Below are 18,353 nucleotides of genomic sequence, written 5' to 3' on the forward strand. Positions count from 1 at the left end.
GTTAAACACCTGCCTGATCATATATTTTGACTGTCCACGATTCCCGCACCCATGCCTGTTCCCAGAAATTCCATTCGTAATAACTGCTGCGGCGGAAACGGTCTTTCAGTTCCGTGCGGCGTTTTTCCGGCAATCCTTCTGCAAGCTGATCCATCCGCTCCATCTGCTCTTTAACCAAAGCGCTAAATTCTTCCGAACCGTATGTGCCGATCCAGCGGTCATAAATCGGATGATTGGGTACAGCGCTTTTCAGCCGCTCCCCGATTTCGCAATACAGCCAGTAACAAGGCAGAATCGAGGCCACGACATCCGCCAAATCGCCTTCAGACGCGCGGTACATATGAGAGACGTAAGCATAGGCGCTCGGTGAAGGTTCAAAATCCGCCCAATCATCTTCCGTGACGCCAAGCAGTTCCATAAACGACTCGTGCAAAGCCAACTCGGCAGCACATGTATGTTCCGAATGAAAAGCGAAGCGTTTTGTGGTCTCCAGATCGGTGGCTTTTACTGCTCCAATCGCCTGGACTTTGGCGAAATGGGACAGGTAGTAGGCATCCTGCATAACGTAATCCCGGAATTTATCCAGCGGCAGCGTGCCATCGGCAATCCCTTTTACAAACGGATGATCAAAACTTGCCTGCCACAAATCATTGCATTCAAAACGCACTTCTTTACAAAACGTCATTTCTCCATCTCCTTTTTAATGGTGATCCGAGTTTCAGTGCCTCTCATCCTTGTGGAACCAAATCTGAACCAGCACTTCCACTTTTGTTCGACAAATAAAAAACGCCGCTTTCCAGTAAAGGAAAGCGGCGTATGCAATCAAAAAGGAAATAGCATGCGTTCCGCCACTTCCCTCCGCTGGTATGATCCAGATCAGGTTCAAAGGGTCCGAGCTTATGCTCGTCTCAGCCGATATCCGGCTCCCCTAGTGGTGTTTAATATTCAAGTTGTCAAAATCACTTTAACACAGATTCAGGAAACCGCAACCGGTTTTTCTTATTTTTCAGGTTTTACGCGTTCCCCGCTTGTCGGGTCAAAGAAATGGACACGCGACATATCAAACGCGAGACGTGCAGTGTGCCCCGGCTCAATCGTTGTATTGGCATCCACTCGGGCAATAAACTCCTGGTCGCCGTATACAGCATAAATAATCGTTTCAGCACCCGTCAGCTCTGAAACGGTGATGACCGCGTCGATGTCGCTGTGTTTGATGCCAGTCAGATCTTCACTGTTAACGTGGATATGTTCAGGACGGATGCCAAGCGTAATCGGTGAACCGTCATAGCCCTGGCTCTTCAGCATGCTCAAAGTTTCTGATGGAATGTCGATAATCCGGTCTCCCATGACGAAAGCGCCTTTTTCTAATTTGCCGTCAAAAAAGTTCATCGCAGGCGAACCGATAAATCCGCCGACAAAGCGGTTTGCCGGGAAGTCATACACTTCTTTCGGGCTGCCGACCTGCTGGATGAGGCCGCTTTTCATGATGACAATCCGCGTAGCCATCGTCATCGCTTCTGTCTGGTCGTGCGTTACGTAAATGGTTGTCGTTTTCAAGCGGTGATGGAGTTTTGCTATTTCAGCGCGCATCTGGACACGCAATTTCGCATCCAAGTTGGATAAAGGCTCATCCATCAGGAATACTTTGGCGTCGCGTACAATCGCCCGCCCAAGAGCAACCCGCTGGCGCTGGCCGCCTGACAGCGCTTTCGGTTTCCGGTCCAGGTATTCTTCCAGGCCAAGAATAGCAGCGGCTTCGTTTACCCGTCTTTTGATTTCATCTTTTTTAAATTTGCGCAGCTTTAGTCCGAACGCCATGTTTTCATATACCGTCATATGGGGATATAAAGCATAGTTCTGAAACACCATTGCAATATCCCGTTCTTTCGGCTGGACGTCATTCATCCGTTTGCCGTCGATGAAAAATTCACCATCTGTTATCTCTTCAAGTCCCGCAATCATTCGCAGAGTGGTGGATTTTCCGCAGCCTGAGGGACCGACAAAGACAATAAATTCTTCGTTTTTTATGTGAAGGTTAAAATCGGTTACGGCGGTAGCACCATTGTCATAGGTTTTCCCTAAATTATTAATCAGAATTTCTGCCATTATGCCTCTCCCCATTCTTTTTTACTCTTAATTATAAACAGTTTTCTGTATATTACAAATTGAAACCACAAATTAGTAGAGCCATACCCAGTTCATTTAGCGCTTAAACTCGGCAAAAATACCCATTGTCAGTATATTTTGATTACGCTTTGAAAAGAAGGAGAAGTTGTTATATACTTCTACTAGACAAGAGAAGCTGGAATATTTTGTTCTACTCTTTTACAGAGAAACAGGCCCGATTCTGATGAAATTCAGGCGAATTCGGGTATTTTACTTCGACTGTCGAAGATATTTTCGCATTCATTTATACCATAAAAAAAGAGGAGTGAAACTGGATGAACAAATTGAAAGTTTTTATTATGTTGATTGCTGCGTTAGCCCTGTTTCTCAGCGGCTGTTCGGGATTCCAGACCAGCAACAGCAACAATGAAGAAGCAGCGGTAAATGAAGACGGCAAAACCGTCATCGATTTCTGGACATTCTGGGGATCTGAAATCCGCCGCCCGATTATTGAACAAATCATCACCGACTTCAACGAATCTCAAGATGAGATTGAAGTGAAACACACGTATCTGCCATTCGGTGACATCTGGACAAAAGAACTTGCAGCTATTGCAGCTGGAGATCCGCCTGATGTCGTAATCAACGATATCAATGCCACCGCTCTTCGCGGACAGAACAAGCAAGCGATGAACTTGTCACAGTTCCTGGAAAAGGATGATATTTCGAAACGCTTCTATCCAGAGCTTTGGGACGCTACTCTTTACGAAGGTGATTCATACGGCATTCCTTTCAATACCGATACACGCGTACTTTTCTATAACAAAGACGCCTTCAAAGAAGTGGGACTGGATCCCGAAAAGCCTCCCACAACATGGGCTGAACTGGAAGAATACGCGAAGAAATTGGATAAAAAAGCGGGACAAGACTATGACCGCGTCGGTTTCTATCCATTATGGGGCATCGGCTATGACGTATGGCTCTTAAACGCCAACGGACAAAGCTATTTCGACGATCAGAACAATTTCGAAATCGATACACCTAAAAATGAAGAAGTATTAAACTGGCTTAAAACTTGGAAAGACAGATACGGCGAAGATGTAGTCAACTCTTACCAAGCACAGATTGACAGCCAGCAAGGACACCCTTTCTTCAACGGAGACCTTGCCATGATTGCCCAGGCTCCGACGTTCTATACTCAAATCCGCGATTATGCACCTGATTTGAATTTCGGTGTGGTGGAACTGCCAGAATATGAAGAAGGCAATGGCAACACAAGCTGGGGCGGCGGATTTGTCGCTGAAATCCCTGAAGGATCGAAAAACGCTGAAGCAGCATGGGAATTCATTAAATATTTAACGGATGTTGAGGCACAGGAGTATTGGGCAGTGAAAAACTTTGACAACATTGCCAATATCGAAGCGGCTGAATCAGCAGCAAAATCTGATGAATTTACGGAAGACGGAACGATGGTTTACGAAATGGCAGTAGAAAACATGGAGCAAACTTTATTGACTCCAGTGCCGGTAATCGCACCTGATTTCAGCAGTTTGATCAACCCGAATATGGATGAATTCTTCCTCGGTTCCATGACGGCTAAAGAAGCGTTGGAAAAATCCCAGACCGATGTTGAAAATCTGATCAAGAAAAACCAGTAAGCAAGGAGGAGCCAATTTGGGGAAGAGAAGAATGACCATGAGGCGCAAGGAGAGCATTTATGGCTATATTTTTGTAATGCCGTGGATCATCGGATTTCTCGCTTTCACTGCGGGGCCTTTGGTATTTTCCTTTGTGGCAAGTTTCACAAATTATAATATTACATCTCAGATGGACTTCGTCGGCGGAGAAAACTATAAAGGTCTCTTAACAGAGGACAGTCTTTTTTGGACCTCACTTTGGAATACCTTGTATTTCGTCATCTTTTCTGTTCCATTGACAACAATCGGAGCCATTTTCCTGTCGGCTCTACTGAACCAGGATATTCCTGGCATCCGATATTTCCGTACACTTTACTATTTGCCGGCTGTCCTGTCAGGGGTCGGCGTTTATATGCTTTGGATGCAGCTGCTTGATCCGGGCACCGGAATGGTCAACCTGGTTTTAAGCTGGTTTGGCATTGATGGCCCCAACTGGCTGTTTGATCCCGACTGGACCAAACCGTCCCTCATATTCATGAAATTATGGAGTGTCGGCGGATCCATGCTCCTCTATTTAGCCAGTATGCAGGGTGTCTCCAAATCACTCTACGAAGCAGCTGAAATTGACGGAGCCAATACATGGAAAAAGTTTTTCCATATCACGCTCCCTATGATTACGCCAGTTATTTTCTTTGACGTTGTAACAAGCCTGATTGGCGGATTCCAGATTTTCCAGGAAGCCTATGTCATGTCCAATAACGGCGAAGGCGGACCGGCCAACTCATTGCTGTTCTATAATCTATACATGTGGAAGCAAGCATTCACCAACTTCAATATGGGGTATGCGATGGCGATGTCCTGGATTCTGTTCGTTATTGTATTCATCATGACTATGATTAATCTGAAACTCGCTCCCCGCTGGGTGCATTACGAAGGGGAGGAGAAGTAAATGGCCAAAACAACGGATAACCTTGATTATTTGGACAGTGCAGATGATCTGAAGACCCTTGATAAGGCGAATGAAAATCCCAGTTTCTTTGAGCACAGAGGAAACCGCAAGAATCTTCTGGTTGTCTTCAATTTTATCTTGCTGGCAATCGGGAGCCTGCTGATCCTTTCCCCTCTCTGGTGGATGTTCGCGACGTCCCTTAAAACAATGGCGGAAGTCATGTCTTTCCCGCCATCATTTTGGCCAGAGAACTGGCTGTTCTCAAACTACATCAAGACGTGGGAAGCGGCGCCTTTCACCCGCTATACCATCAACACGCTGACCATCACGATCATCGTGGTCATCGGAAATGTATTGTCCAATTCATTTATCGCTTACGGTTTTGCTAAAATCCCGTTCCGCGGAAAAAATATCCTGTTTGCGATTGTCTTGGCGACCATGATGATTCCCGGATTTGTCACCTTGATTCCGCAATACGTACTGTTTGCGAATCTTGGATGGGTCAATACTTATTACCCGTTGATTGTACCTTCGTTTTTCGGCAGTGCATTCAACATTTTCCTGCTGCGCCAGTTTTACATGACGATTCCGACTGAGCTGATCGAAGCCGCGAAAATGGAAGGCGCCAACCATTTCTATATCTGGTGGAAAATCGGGCTGCCGCTCACCAAGCCGGCGATTGCCACGGTCGCCATCTTCTCGTTTAACGGCGCTTGGAACGATTTCCTTGGACCGCTGCTGTATTTGAACGACGAGAAACTGTATACGCTTCAAATCGGCTTACAGGTCTTCAAAGGGCAGCTCAGCACACAATGGAACTATTTGATGGCCGGCTCGCTGCTTGTGCTGCTGCCAGTCATCCTGATTTTCTTCATTTTCCAGAAATACTTCATCCAAGGCATCAATCTCCAGTCTGGAGGAAAATAAAGAAAGAAACACGCTCTGCGAAAATCCGCAGAGCGTGTTTTTGTTTTTTGAGGCAAAAGTTTGCCGCATTTTCTTCGTAACTTGCTTTGGTTATCTTAATTAAAGGCTTTTCGCTGGCGAAAAGCCTCCTTCTTCTGTTTTTCAAGTCTTATTGGAGAAAACATGCTGAGAATTAAGTGCTGAATTCATGCATTTCGCAAGCGAACTGCTGAAAGTGCTGGTTTATTTGCGCTTAGAAATTTTAATTTGCGTTCACGGGGTTTTATTTGCGTTTAAAATCTTTTATTTGCGTTCGGGCTGCTGCTATTTGCGTTCAACAAAATTCGACACGAAAAAAGGGCATCCTCTTGCAGGATGCCCTTTCTAACAATCCGCTCCAAATTAAAGAGCCGCTGTTTTTTCTTTTTTGATTTGTTTGCTTCGCAATTGTCCGCAAGCTGCGTCGATATCGGCGCCTTGCTCGTGGCGGACGCCGCAGTTGATGCCTTTTTTCTTCAAAGCGTCGTAGAAAGCGCTGATCGCTTCCGGCGTGCTTTGCTGATACTGGTCATGTTCGCTGACCGAGTTGTACGGGATCAAGTTGACGTAAGACAAGTGGCGCTTGTCTTCAAGCAGTTTCGCCAATAGATTTGCTTCTTCAACATGGTCGTTGACGTCGCGCAATAAAATATATTCAAACGTGATGCGGCGGTTGGATTTTTCCAAATAGTAATCGATTGCCGCCATCAATTTCTCGATCGGATAGGCTTTGTTGATTTTCATAATGCGTGAACGCAATTCGTTCGTTGGAGCATGGATGGAAATTGCCAAGTTGACTTGCAGGCCTTCATCCGCGTAATCGTAGATTTTCGGTACGATGCCACTGGTTGAAACAGTAATATGGCGAGCTCCGATTGCCAATCCTTTTTGTGAATTGACGACTGTCAGGAAGTCCATCAAATTCGTGTAGTTATCGAACGGTTCGCCGATTCCCATGACCACGATATGGCTGACACGCTCGTCTTTTTGCTGTGCATCAAAATGGGCCTGCACTTGCATGATCTGCTCAACGATTTCGCCCGCGTTTAAATCGCGGCTTTTTTTCAAAAGTCCGCTTGCGCAGAAACTGCAGCCGATGTTACAGCCGACCTGTGTAGTGACACAGACCGAGTTTCCGTATTTAAAGCGCATTAATACGGTCTCAATCAAATTGCCATCCTGAAGACGGAAAAGGAATTTGATCGTACCGTCAGCAGATTCTTGCTTGACCGCTTCTGTAAGTGTACGGATTGCAAAATTATCTTCCAGCAACCCAATAACTTCTTTGCTCAGGTTGTTCATCTGGGAAAATTCAGTAACGCGTTTAATATATAACCAGTCCCATACTTGTTCAGCACGGTACTTCTTCTGTCCATTTTCTAAAAACCATTCTTTTAATTGATCTATCGTCAATCCATAGATGGAATTTTTCATTATTAGTACCCTCATTTCAGAATTTCACAATTGCTTATTATATTACTAAAAATCCTCCTTGACAACAACTATTTTTGTTTATACAGAAAAATCTGTTTTTAATTCCGGATTAAATAGAGCGGTTATGGGTAAAGCTGTATATGAAGGAGGCGATTAGATGGGCGAAATCACACATGTCGGGCTGGCGGTCCCCGACCTGGACAAAGCAGTGGACTGGTACGGCAAAGTCTTCGGTTTTTACATATTGGCCGGGCCATTTGAATTCGATGCAGAAAGCGATGAACCGGACAATATGACACAAGATTTGCAAGGGCCTGAAGTGAAAAAAATGCGCAATGTGCACTTGATGTCCCTCGGTGGAATCGGCATTGAACTATTCGAGTTTCAGGAGCCCCAATTTAAAGGCGAGGCAGCATTTCCTCATAAGGGATTTTTCCATATCTGCCTGATTGTCGATAACCTGATCGAGACCATTGAAAGGATCGTTCAGCATGGCGGCAAACAGCGCAGCAAAATATGGAAAACTTCAAAAGACAAACCTCATTATCTGGTTTACACCGAGGACCCGTTCGGCAATATCATTGAATTGTATACCCGCAACACATCTGAAATGTACAGCGGGAAATAGAAAAGCGCAAGCGCCTGTGTAGATTCGACGGGCATAAGACAAACCGGCGAAGCGGCATGTTTTCAGCCGCACAGCCGGGTTGGCTTATGACCCTAGAATCTGGGCGCTGGAGTCTGGACATTTAGAAAAGCGCAAGCGCCAAAAAATGAAGTCTTGGACATGGAAACCCGCAATCTACCATTTCTATGTAAATTTAAAAATCCATAATTCCAAAAAACCAGCCTTTCCGCAAATCCGGATCGGCTGGTTTTCTATGGTTTTACACCAATTGCTCTTTTTTCTGAAGCATCGTGCCTTGCTGCGCCAAATCAGCGTGCCAAGAGAAAGCCTTTTCCAGCACATGCGGCGTCTGGCCTCCGCGTGTCAATGCTTCTGCGTAATAGGCACGCATTTGTTCTTTGTACATCGGGTGCATGCAATTCTCGATGATCAAGCTTGCGCGTTCACGAGGGGCAAGTCCACGCAAATCCGCATACCCTTGCTCTGTTACCACAACATCCACATCGTGCTCAGTATGATCTACATGAGTGACGAAAGGAACAATGCTTGAGATTTTTCCTTCTTTCGCAATCGATTTTGTAACAAAGACCGCGAGGCGTGCATTGCGCGCGAAATCCCCAGAGCCACCGATGCCGTTCATCATTTTCGTCCCCGACACATGCGTCGAGTTGACGTTGCCGTAGATGTCGAATTCCAATGCCGTATTGATTGAAATCAATCCGAGGCGGCGGATGATTTCCGGATGGTTGGAAATTTCTTGCGGGCGCATGATGATTTTATCTCGGTACTTCTCAAAATCACTGTAAACCTGCTCCATTTTCGGCTCCGATAACGTGATCGAGCAGCATGAAGCGAAATTGACTTTGCCTGCATCCATCAAATCGAATACGGCGTCCTGCAGCACTTCGGAGTAAACTTCCAAATTTTCAAACTCGGAATCGACCATGCCATGCAAAACCGCGTTCGCAACTGACCCGATGCCCGACTGCAGCGGCGCTAATTCTTCGGTCAAACGACCTGCCCGGATTTCCGAACGCAGGAATTCCAGCAAGTGATCCGCCATGATTTTCGTTTCCGCATCCGGCGGTACAATTGTGGAAGGCGAATCTTTTTGCTCGGTAAACACGATGCCGCGGATTTTTTCCAAATCCACAGGAATGCCAGGTACGCCGATGCGATCATCCACCTTTGTCAGTGGAATTGGCATGCGCTCTCCTTGCTTGCCAGTATCGTAAATATCATGAACTCCTTCAAACAGTTCAGGCTGGGCCATATTGATTTCAACGATAATGTTTTTCGCATGTTTTGCAAAGATTGCCGAGTTGCCGACAGACGTCGTCGGGATGATCATTCCATCTTCGGTTATCGAAAGCGCTTCCACGATTGCAAAGTCAATAGCTTCAATTACGTTAGCGCGAATCCATTCTGCTGTATGCGATAAATGATGATCGACAAACAGCATTTCGCCATTGTTGATTTTTTTGCGCATTGCCGGTTCTGCCTGGAATGGCAAGCGTTTGTTCACAATGCCCGCTTCCGCGAACAACCGATCAATGTCGGACCCTAAAGAAGCTCCCGTAAAGACGTTCACTTTAAATTCTTCTGTCTCTGCACGTTTCACTAATGCAAAAGGAACCGCTTTCACGTCTCCCGCCCGTGTAAATCCGCTGAGCCCTAGAGTCATGCCGTCGCTGATCCATGAAGCTGCTTCTTCCGGTGACACAACACGGTCTTGCAGTTGCATGGCTTTAATCCGATCAAATTGCTTTTCCATACTTTATCACTCTCTCTAACTTTTTAGATAATTTTATCGTAGTTAGAGAGAGTTTTGAGTTATATGGAACGGAAAACACAGTTGCTGGCTAAAGCAGCAAATTCCGTACCTGAAGCAGCATTTTTAAAATCCGAGCAATTTCCGGAAATAACTCGAGTACGATTGGCTGACCGGGATGCGTGCTCCATTGTTCATTGCCAGCAAAAAAGTGGAATGCGTGTCCGGATAAATCTCCTCGATATGATGGACATTTACGATAAACGACCGATGGCAGCGGATGAATAAGTCCCGCGGCAGCAAATACTCGAATTCCTGAAGCGAGTTTTTATTGGTTCCCCAAAAGCCGTCAGCGTGCACATGGGTTTTGCGGTCTTTCACTTCCAGGTATTTCACGTCGCTGAACGGAATCGGCTTCCAGCCATCGGCACTTTTCACCGTCACCACCGATTTGCCTTCCGTAAACGCCGGATAAATCGCCATCACGACGCCCTGCACTTCCCCGTCTTGTTCAAACGGCACCGCCATGCCATGGTACGGTACGCCGAAGATCTCCTTATCGATAAATTCAGAGGCTTTCTGCCGGGTCGCCAATGCCTTAAAAGCAATAGTTCCTTCTATCACCGGATCACCCTCTTGGATTTTCAAATCAATCCGTTTGCTTGGACGATAATAGATGTATTCTTTTGTATTGGATACCGCAATCGAGATTTCATCTGAAAATAATTTCCCGATGACATCCAGCAGCGAACCATGTAAAAACTTATCCATAACGGACCCCCTGTTTTCTTTCCTTCTATAAATTATAGCCTACTCAATGAGCGGCTTCCCACTTCAAATGAAAACAGCCGCCCCGTAACAGGGCGGCTGTTCGATTTTCAGACATATTTTAAAGCATCGTGCCCGTCTGGGCCAATTTGGCATGCCAGGAAAAAGCTTTTTCCAGCACATGCGGCGTCTGGCCGCCGCGTGTCAATGCTTCTGCGTAATAAGCGCGCATTTGTTCTTTGTACATTGGATGCACACAATTCTCGATAATCAACGCGGCGCGTTCACGGGGAGCCAGTCCGCGGAGATCCGCATAGCCCTGCTCCGTCACTACGATGTCGACATCGTGTTCGGTATGGTCAATATGCGTAGCAAACGGCACCACACTGGAAATCCTTCCGCCTTTGGCAATCGACTTCGTAACAAAAATGGACAACCGTGCATTGCGGGCGAAATCGCCGGAACCACCGATGCCGTTCATCATTTTTGTTCCGGACACATGCGTTGAGTTGACGTTGCCGTAAATATCAAATTCCAACGCGGTGTTGATGGAAATCAACCCGAGGCGGCGGATGATTTCCGGATGGTTGGAAATCTCCTGTGGTCGCAAAATGATTTTATCGCGGTATTTTTCAAAATCGCCGAATACCCGCTCCATCTTCTGCTGCGACAATGTAATTGACGAACTCGATGCGAACCTTACTTTCCCCGCATCGATCAAATCGAATACGGCGTCCTGCAGCACCTCTGAATAGACTTCCAAATCTTCAAATTCCGAGTCGATCAAACCTTGCAGGACCGAATTTGCAACCGACCCGATACCGGACTGCAGCGGCGCCAGTTTTTTCGTCAAGCGTCCTGCCCGCACTTCCGAGCGCAGGAATTCCAGCAGATGGTCCGCCATGATTTCTGTTTCTTCATCCGATGGCACAATTGTGGAAGGCGAATCCTTTTGCTCGGTAAACACAATGCCTCGTATTTTTTCCAAATCAACTGGTATGCCAGGTACGCCAATGCGATCATCCACTTCTGTCAGTGGAATGGGCGGGCGGTCCCCTTGCTTGCCGGTATCGTAGATATCATGAATCCCTTCAAACAATGCCGGCTGGGCCGTATTGATTTCCACAATGACATTTTTCGCATACTGGACAAAAAGAGCCGAGTTGCCGACCGATGTTGTCGGAATGATTAATCCGTCTTCTGTTATCGACAATGCTTCAATAATGGCAAAATCAATCGGTTCGATGACACCGGCTTTGATCCATTCCGCAGTCTGGGACAAATGGTGGTCGACAAACAGCATTTCACCTTCATTAATTTTTCTGCGCATAACGGGATCTGCCTGAAACGGCAAGCGTTTGTTGACGATGCCCGCTTCCGCAAATAATTTATCAATATCCGAGCCTAAAGAAGCGCCGGTAAACACATTCACTTTAAAACTTTCGGTTTCGGCCCGTCTGATCAGCGCAAAAGGAACCGCTTTTGCATCTCCTGCCCGCGTAAATCCGCTGAGTCCGAGCGTCATTCCGTCCTGAATCCAAGAAGCCGCAACGTCCGCATCAATAACTCGATCTTGCAATTGAATTGCTCTAATCCGTTCTAGGGTTTGTTCCATCACTGTCACCTTTCGTAGCTTGATTGTCTTCCTTGCTTACCTATAATTATACCTCACCTCGCCAGGCCGCCATTAAACCCCAGCTCTCTGTTTCAACTATATTAAGCGTTTTATTCACATCGCTGTAACAAATCAACCAATCGTTTTCTGTATTGTAAGCGGTTTATTTGCATTTAGATACAGTGATTTTCAAATAATTATTATCTTAAAACTAGTATAAACCTCTCTGCATCAGGCTTTAAAAATTATGAGAATATTTATATTATGAAATAACAAATTACTTTGGAATAATGATAAATTTTTATTAAAAACACATTGACTTTAAGGTTTAATCATCATAATATATGAAAGTTGTTAAAATAAACAGCGTTTGTACAATAACTTAAATCAGAGCAAAGCATCACTTAACGTCTTCAATCCAACTCAAAAAAATCAGCATTTTAATGATTACAATATTTATTAATATAGCAAGTTTTGGGCTTACCGGTCCGGTGATTCCCGCTTATCTGGAATCGATCAATCAAGGCAGAATGGCGTCAGGAATAATTATCGCCATCTTCGCCGGCTGAAACTCTCTCACTTGAAGCTGAATCCGCCGTTTAAGGATTCAGCTTTCTAATTTAACTTTACCGTTTCTGACGCCCTGCTTTTGCGGAATGAAATTTACTTTATAGAAATGAGGCTTTACTGTAATGTCTGCTGAACAACGCAAAAAAATCACCATTTTAATGGTGAATATGTTTATTGCCATCGCCAGTTTTGGAATTATCGTCCCGATCTTGCCGGCTTATCTCGTATCAATCAACCAAGGCGGAACTGCTGCCGGATTGATGATCGCTATCTTCGCCGGTGCACAGCTTCTGTTTTCCCCGCTTGGCGGGAAATGGGCCGATGTTTACGGGCCGCGCAAAGTCATTATCCTGGGATTGTCGCTGCTGACGATTTCCATGCTGATGTTTTATGCAACCGATTCAATCTGGATTCTTTACGCTTCACGCATCGTCGGCGGAATCGGCGACGCTTTCCTGGTCCCCGGCATCTTCACTTATGTAGCGGGCATCACGACAGCAGCACAGCGTGCGAAAGGCACCGGCCTCGTCACTGCTTCGATGTCACTTGGACTGGTCATCGGACCCGGAATCGGCGGCTTCTTAGCAGAAGTCGACTTGAAATTGCCGTTCCTTGTATCGGCGATTGTGACATTCACCGCCGTCTTGTTCTCCCTTGTGTTACTGAAAGAAATCAAGCCGACTGCCGACAGCACAAAGCAGGCAGAGGAATTTGCAAAAGATGAGTCGATGCTCCAGCAAATCGGCCGTTCGGTCAAAATGCCGTACTTCATTCCACTGATCATCACATTTGTGATGAGTTTCGGACTGGTCGCTTATGAATCGGTCATCGGCATGTATTTAACGAATGAATACGGCTCCACATCCAAAGATATCGCCATGATGATCACCGCTACCGGGCTTGTCAGCGTAATCGTCCAAGTATTTGTCGTCGACCGGCTGATCCGCCGCTTTGGCGAAGTTCCGGTTTTGATCTCGTTTCTCGGCCTTGCGACTGTCGGGTTTCTGCTGTCGCTTGTTGCCGGAAGCTACGCTGCTTTCTTCGGCGTATCGCTCGTCATTTTCCTGGCGATGGCAATTCTTCGACCGGTGCTCAATATCCTGATTTCCAAAATGGCGCAAGGCGAAGTCGGCTTTGCGATGGGCATGAACACTTCCTATATGAGCCTAGGGAATGTACTCGGACCGCTATCGGCAGGTTTGTTGTTTGATGTGAATATCAACTACCCGTTCATCCTCGGTCTTGGCTTATTGATCATCACACTGTCGATTGCAGTGGCATGGCGCAGCTCCCGCGCCGCCAAAACTGTCGCAGTTATGCGCCATGAAGAACTTGAAGCTGAACCTCTTATATAAGAGGTTCGGTTTTTTTGAATAGAAATTTCAACTGCCGAAATAAAATTTATCAAAGCCAGTTCCGTTGTATTGACAAAAACTGGCTGCTCAAATAGTATAGGTAAGCTGAGCAAAAAACTCCGTACCAGTATATAGATGAAAAGAGGGTATCGCCCATGTCTGCGGACCAAAGAAAGAAAATTTATATCTTAATGATCAATATGTTTATTGCCATCGGAAGCTTCGGCATCATCATCCCGATTCTGCCTTCTTACCTTGAATCGATCAATCAAGGCGGCATGGCAGCAGGGTTGATGATCGCTATATTCGCCGCGGCGCAATTCCTGTTTTCTCCGATTGCGGGAAAATGGGCAGACCAGTATGGCCGCCGGAAAATGATCATCTACGGGCTTGCCGGCCTAACATTGTCGATGTTCGTGTTCTATGTATCTGATTCTATTTGGATCTTGTACTTGTCTCGCGTTATCGGCGGAATCGGGGCCGCGATGCTGGTTCCAGCCATTTTCGCTTATATCGCCGACATCACCACCTATGATCAGCGGGCAAAAGGAAACAGCCTGGTTTCTGCAGCGATGTCACTCGGCATTGTTGTCGGACCTGGAATCGGCGGATTCCTGGCAGATTTCAGCATGAAGCTGCCATTTCTGGTATCCGCACTCGTCTCTCTTGTCGCGGTTATATTTTCTGTCGTGCTATTGAAAGAAAGCGACGCCGTCAAAGCAGATCCGGCTTTAGCCGCTACCCTGACCGACGAGGAATCGATGTTCAAAAAAATCGGGCGATCGGTTACGATGCCGTATTTCATTCCGCTGATCATCACATTGGTCATGAGCTTCGGTTTGCTGGCGTATGAATCGGTCGTCGGCCTTTACCTCGACAACCAGTTCCAGTCGACCGCTAAAGACATCGCCTTTATGATTACTGCAACAGGCGTAGTCAGTGTCATTGTCCAATTGTTCATCGTGGACCGCATCGTTCGCCGCTACGGCGAAGTTGCTGTATTGATCGCCTTTATCGGCGTCGCGGCGGCCGGCTTCCTGCTGTCGCTGTTCGCAGGCAGTTATGCGATGTTCTTTACAGTGTCGCTGATTATCTTTATGGCCACATCCATTTTGCGTCCAGTGCTCAATACGCTGATTTCCAAAATGGCTGATGGTGAAGTCGGTTTCGCCATGGGCATGAACAATGCCTATATGAGCATCGGCAATGTCATCGGGCCGCTGCTTGCAGGCGCTCTTTATGACATCAACATCTCCTATCCGTTCATTCTCGGGCTCGTCATGCTGATGATCACCATGTTCATCACAGTCAGCTGGCAGCGTTCACGCGCAGCCAAAGCGACTCCGGCTGTTTAATAAAGAAAAACTGGAACCTGTTGAAAAGGTTCCAGTTTTTTTATGCTTTTCTTGAACCTCCCAAAAAAGAGGTTCCGGCTTTACTGAATGCTCTAAAAAGTTGTATAATTATTATACAATAAAACCAAAGAGACGGGGGTAATGCTATGTATAATATTAAAGCAGCTGCCAAACTTTTAGATATGCCAAAAGTGACCATCCGTTCCTGGGAAACCCGGTATAATGCCATAACACCTGCACGTACTGAATCCGGACACCGGCTGTATTCGGATCAGAATCTGGAAGATTTAAAATGGCTTAAAATACAAGTGCAAGATAGAGGCATTAAAATCAGCGAAGCTGTTAAACAGCTCCATGCTTCAAAAAGGAAGCCTGCCGAAAAAGTTGTGGTTCCTGAAAACCCACTGGATGCTGAACCGTTCAGCAAGCAAATCCAAGAGCTTTACTTAGCCGCTTCGGAAATGGATACCGAACGGTTCAATTATCTGCTCGACTTGAACTTTTCCTTATTCCATTACCGGACCGTTTTTTTCTCGCTTATCATACCGCTGATGATTCGCATTGGAGACGAATGGAAAAACGGCTCGCTGACGGTTGCTCATGAACATATGATCAGCCATATTGTCCACCAGCGCTTTGCCCATTTTTTCCGTGTTTTCCCGACTTCAGCTGAACTGCCGAAAGTCATGGCGTTGTGCCCGAGCGGCGAACACCATCAACTGGGCTTGCTGCTGTTCACGCTGTTCCTTCGGGAAAATGGTTTTCCGGTTATGTATTTCGGCCAAGACACCCCGCTCGAAGGCTTAGCAGAAACAGCAAGCCAGCAACAAACCGAAATCGTCTGCATGTCGATTTCGGATCCCGATCTGCGGCAAGCGGTGGACCATTACATTGAACAATTGTCACAAGAGAATCCTCGCCTGCGCTTCCTCATTGGCGGGCAAGGAGTCGAAAAACAGCTTCATCAAGGCCAGGCCTGGTATCTCGGCGAGTCCTATGAATCCTGGCAGCAATGGCTAGATGAACAAAAAGAAATCCCTTTAAGCAGAGCTTAAAGGGATTTTTTATATGAACCTGCTTTACGACCAAAAAGTTACCCAGCGAGGCAAAACTTTCTGCTGGCCGAACAAGCCGGATTGCACAAAAAGGCAGCAGGAATAAGCCCCACTGCCTGACGATTGCTTTTAAACCGTGCGCTGACGCTGTCCGTGCCACCCAATAGAGCAAACCGGCAAGCAGCCAGTTCAATCCTCCGATACTAATCAATAAAAGTGCCGTAGCCTTTCACTTTCTCATATTCCGGCATCTTCTTGTATACGTTTTGAATAGATATAATATAACCTTTATAAATACTTTCAAACCTTTTATATAATTTTTTTATAATTTTTTCGGGCAATAAAAAAAGACCTGCAGTTTATTGCAGATCCAAGTCCTGATAATCTTTCTGGTACGGTCCGTTGTCTGTGACTTCAGAATGGTATAGAGCTTTCAACGCAAAGTTTTTCTCCAGTTCCATATCCTTCATCAGCGTTTTCATGCGCTTCTTCAATTCAGGATGCTCGCTTACAAGCTGCTCCATTTTTGATTTGGTGTATTTCATGTAAATTGCCAACTCCTTTCCAATCTTTTTAATCTATATCATTCAAATTGACACGAGACCCCCACTTCAATAAGCGGGAAATCAATTGGCCGCAAAATTCTATTTAGATTAATAAGCACTTAACAAGCTGAACGCCTTTCCGCTTCCGCGGCGCTTCTGTTTATTATACCATCGTCGGGCCGTTTGAAGGAAATCTGCCGCGTCCCATAAAAAAAACGCATTTGCCAGAAGCAAATGCGTTTTCAACTAACGATTAGCTGATGACGTGAAAAACAAAATTCATGAGAAACAGTCCCGCGATGACATAAAGCGTCATCGACACTTCGCGCCATTTTCCGATCGCGATTTTCAAGATCGGGTACAGGATAAAGCCGATGGCGATGCCATCTGCAATGCTGTACGTAAATGGAATCAATGCCACAATCAATAGCGCCGGGAAGCTTTCGCTCATGTCTTTCATATCCAGATTGCGGATGTTCTGCACCATCAAGCCGCCGACGATGATCAATATCGGAGCAATGGCGCTGTCCGGAATCAGTTTGATGACCGGAATAAAAAACACGGAAACCACAAACAGCAATCCAGTCGTTACAGCCGTCAAGCCAGTCCGTCCGCCAGCCGCCATGGCTGCCATACTTTCAGCACTTGCTACAGTAGGGCTTGTGCCAAAGATGCCGGACATCATTGATGATACAGAAGTCGCCTGGAACGCGCGTCCGAATTTTTCAGGGCGTTCCACAAACGACACTTGGCCCTGGACGGTTCCGATATTCTCAAAAACGATCACCATTGTCAAAGAGAAAACGGCAATCCAGAAGCCCATCGACAAAAGTCCGTCGAACGACAACGCACCAAATACCGCAAATGCTTCGGAAGCATTGATTGACGACCCGCTCATCGCACTCATATCGATCAAGCCGAAAAACGAAGCAATGACCGTTCCGGCCACAATCGTAAACAGGAAATTCCCTGGCACATTGCGGATAAACAGCACAATTGCCACGACGAAAGTCAAAACTGTCGCCAGCACATGCGGTTCACCAAGTGAACCGAGTGCCAGAATCGAAGAAGTCCCGCGTTCGACAATGCCGCCTTTTTCAAGGCCGATCAGCATCAGGAATAAGCCAAGCCCTACCATAATCGCTTCTTTCAACGAGTACGGCACTGCCGCATTGAGCAGTTTCGCAAGACGTGTAAAAGCGATCACTACAAAAATGAGCCCCGAGATAAAGACCACAGCCAGTGCTTCCGGCCACGACAAGCCCATTGACTGAACCAGCGTGTATGAAAACAAGGCGTTGATGCCCATGCCCGGCACAAGCAGAATCGGCGCGTTGCCCCAGAAGCCCATGACGAGGCAGCCAAAAACCGATGCTGCAATCGTTGCCACAATCGCTGCTTCAAGCGGCATGCCCGATTCCGACAAAATCAGCGAATTGACCGCAATGATGTAAACGACCGTAAAAAAGCCGATCACACCTGCCGACATTTCCCGTTTCACCGAAGTCCCATTTGTTTGAAGACCAAAAAAGCGGTCCATCCAATTAGACATATATAAAACCTTCTATTAAATTAGCCCTCTCCCAACCCGCTCTTCCCAAATAAATAGGTGAGCCAAAA

Annotated in this window: 16 protein-coding genes and 1 riboswitch; of the genes, 8 read left to right on the top strand and 8 right to left on the bottom strand. The window is 46.3% G+C overall.

Translation table 11 applies throughout. The features are described from left to right. Window position 1 precedes the first annotated feature (1 nt). Together tenA and ACSFXN_RS03285 are read right to left on the bottom strand one after the other, a co-directional pair. Window positions 2-685: a thiaminase II gene (tenA, locus tag ACSFXN_RS03280; protein WP_437148762.1), complete on the bottom strand. Its 684-nt coding sequence runs from the start codon at window positions 683-685 to the stop codon at window positions 2-4. Window positions 686-836: 151 nt separating this feature from the next. Continuing rightward, a riboswitch (TPP riboswitch) is annotated at window positions 837-940 on the bottom strand. A gap of 59 nt (window positions 941-999) precedes the next feature. Next, a complete protein-coding gene (locus tag ACSFXN_RS03285; RefSeq protein ID WP_437148763.1) occupies window positions 1,000-2,106 on the bottom strand; it encodes an ABC transporter ATP-binding protein in 1,107 nt (368 codons plus the stop codon). Between the two features lie 335 nt (window positions 2,107-2,441). Here ACSFXN_RS03285 and ACSFXN_RS03290 point away from each other — a divergent pair, with 335 nt between their 5' ends. Genes ACSFXN_RS03290 through ACSFXN_RS03300 form a run of 3 tightly spaced genes read left to right on the top strand, consistent with a single transcriptional unit; the run spans window position 2,442 to window position 5,619 of the window. Next, on the top strand, window positions 2,442-3,764 hold the full coding sequence (locus ACSFXN_RS03290; protein WP_437148764.1) for an ABC transporter substrate-binding protein: 1,323 nt from the start codon (window positions 2,442-2,444) through the stop codon (window positions 3,762-3,764). 16 nt (window positions 3,765-3,780) lie between these two features. Further along, window positions 3,781-4,692 carry a carbohydrate ABC transporter permease gene (locus tag ACSFXN_RS03295; RefSeq protein WP_437148765.1) on the top strand — a complete coding sequence of 304 codons (912 nt, stop codon included), beginning with the start codon at window positions 3,781-3,783 and terminating at the stop codon, window positions 4,690-4,692. After that, entirely contained in the window at window positions 4,693-5,619 is a 927-nt protein-coding gene (locus ACSFXN_RS03300) for a carbohydrate ABC transporter permease (protein WP_437148766.1), read from the top strand. Between the two features lie 381 nt (window positions 5,620-6,000). Here the strand turns inward: ACSFXN_RS03300 and rlmN are convergent, their stop codons facing one another. After that, window positions 6,001-7,071, bottom strand: a complete 1,071-nt coding sequence (rlmN, locus tag ACSFXN_RS03305) for a 23S rRNA (adenine(2503)-C(2))-methyltransferase RlmN (protein WP_300990450.1) — start codon at window positions 7,069-7,071, stop codon at window positions 6,001-6,003. A gap of 157 nt (window positions 7,072-7,228) precedes the next feature. On the opposite strand from rlmN, the gene ACSFXN_RS03310 reads away from it, so the two are divergent. After that, on the top strand, window positions 7,229-7,699 hold the full coding sequence (locus ACSFXN_RS03310; RefSeq protein ID WP_437148767.1) for a VOC family protein: 471 nt from the start codon (window positions 7,229-7,231) through the stop codon (window positions 7,697-7,699). Between the two features lie 259 nt (window positions 7,700-7,958). Here the strand turns inward: ACSFXN_RS03310 and ACSFXN_RS03315 are convergent, their stop codons facing one another. From ACSFXN_RS03315 to ACSFXN_RS03325, 3 genes are all read right to left on the bottom strand, one after another. Beyond that, on the bottom strand, window positions 7,959-9,473 hold the full coding sequence (locus tag ACSFXN_RS03315; protein WP_437148768.1) for an acetyl-CoA hydrolase/transferase family protein: 1,515 nt from the start codon (window positions 9,471-9,473) through the stop codon (window positions 7,959-7,961). A gap of 123 nt (window positions 9,474-9,596) precedes the next feature. Beyond that, window positions 9,597-10,241, bottom strand: coding sequence for a LytTR family DNA-binding domain-containing protein (locus tag ACSFXN_RS03320; protein WP_437148769.1), 645 nt, complete (start codon window positions 10,239-10,241; stop codon window positions 9,597-9,599). A 118-nt stretch (window positions 10,242-10,359) separates the two neighbouring features. Further along, window positions 10,360-11,853, bottom strand: a complete 1,494-nt coding sequence (locus tag ACSFXN_RS03325; RefSeq protein WP_437148770.1) for an acetyl-CoA hydrolase/transferase family protein — start codon at window positions 11,851-11,853, stop codon at window positions 10,360-10,362. Between the two features lie 443 nt (window positions 11,854-12,296). Here ACSFXN_RS03325 and ACSFXN_RS03330 point away from each other — a divergent pair, with 443 nt between their 5' ends. The 4 genes from ACSFXN_RS03330 to ACSFXN_RS03345 all read left to right on the top strand — a co-directional run bounded on the left by ACSFXN_RS03330 (window position 12,297) and on the right by ACSFXN_RS03345 (window position 16,188). After that, window positions 12,297-12,422, top strand: a complete 126-nt coding sequence (locus tag ACSFXN_RS03330) for a hypothetical protein (RefSeq protein ID WP_437148771.1) — start codon at window positions 12,297-12,299, stop codon at window positions 12,420-12,422. Window positions 12,423-12,545: 123 nt separating this feature from the next. After that, on the top strand, window positions 12,546-13,778 hold the full coding sequence (locus ACSFXN_RS03335) for an MFS transporter (RefSeq protein ID WP_437148772.1): 1,233 nt from the start codon (window positions 12,546-12,548) through the stop codon (window positions 13,776-13,778). Window positions 13,779-13,933: 155 nt separating this feature from the next. Beyond that, window positions 13,934-15,133 (top strand): MFS transporter, encoded by a 1,200-nt coding sequence (locus ACSFXN_RS03340; protein WP_437148773.1) that lies wholly within the window; start codon window positions 13,934-13,936, stop codon window positions 15,131-15,133. A gap of 146 nt (window positions 15,134-15,279) precedes the next feature. After that, on the top strand, window positions 15,280-16,188 hold the full coding sequence (locus ACSFXN_RS03345; protein ID WP_437148774.1) for a MerR family transcriptional regulator: 909 nt from the start codon (window positions 15,280-15,282) through the stop codon (window positions 16,186-16,188). Window positions 16,189-16,547: 359 nt separating this feature from the next. On the opposite strand, the gene ACSFXN_RS03350 is transcribed toward ACSFXN_RS03345, so the two are convergent. Next, the gene (locus ACSFXN_RS03350; RefSeq protein WP_300990459.1) at window positions 16,548-16,733 is read right to left on the bottom strand and encodes a hypothetical protein; all 186 of its coding nucleotides are present in this window, start codon (window positions 16,731-16,733) and stop codon (window positions 16,548-16,550) included. A 253-nt stretch (window positions 16,734-16,986) separates the two neighbouring features. After that, on the bottom strand, window positions 16,987-18,285 hold the full coding sequence (locus tag ACSFXN_RS03355) for an NCS2 family permease (RefSeq protein ID WP_437148775.1): 1,299 nt from the start codon (window positions 18,283-18,285) through the stop codon (window positions 16,987-16,989). Window positions 18,286-18,353: the final 68 nt, after the last annotated feature.

Origin of the sequence: Planococcus sp. 1R117A (genome assembly GCF_051417975.1) — a bacterium.
Classification (GTDB): Bacteria; Bacillota; Bacilli; order Bacillales_A; family Planococcaceae; genus Planococcus; species Planococcus shenhongbingii.